The following is a 241-nucleotide window of genomic DNA, read 5'->3' as shown; positions in this document are numbered from 1 at the left end:
ACGCTCCATCAGCGGTTCGGCGACGTCGGCGTGCTCGCCGCCCAGTTCGAGAGTGCCCGGCGATGGGTCGACAAGATCGAATCGGTCGCCGGCCCCGACCGGCTGTGGAACGAGGGCTTCCAGCTGGGCGATTGGCTCGACCCCGCAGCTCCTCCGCAGGATCCGGGCGCGGGGCGTACGGACCGCTACCTGGTGGCGACCGCCTATTTCGCGCGATCGGCGCGCGCCGTCGCCGACATGG

1 protein-coding gene is annotated in these 241 nt (G+C 71.4%); it reads left to right on the top strand.

Annotation, left to right across the window (positions count from 1 at the left end):
* A partial coding sequence (locus R0J87_RS24045) for an alpha-L-rhamnosidase-related protein (RefSeq protein ID WP_498889555.1) occupies nucleotides 1–241 on the top strand: 241 nt, incomplete at both ends.

The sequence above is a fragment of the Halomonas sp. SIMBA_159 genome, assembly GCF_046536035.1.
GTDB lineage: Bacteria > Pseudomonadota > Gammaproteobacteria > Pseudomonadales > Halomonadaceae > Vreelandella > Vreelandella venusta_A.
This window is presented reverse-complemented; position numbering and strand designations above follow the sequence as displayed.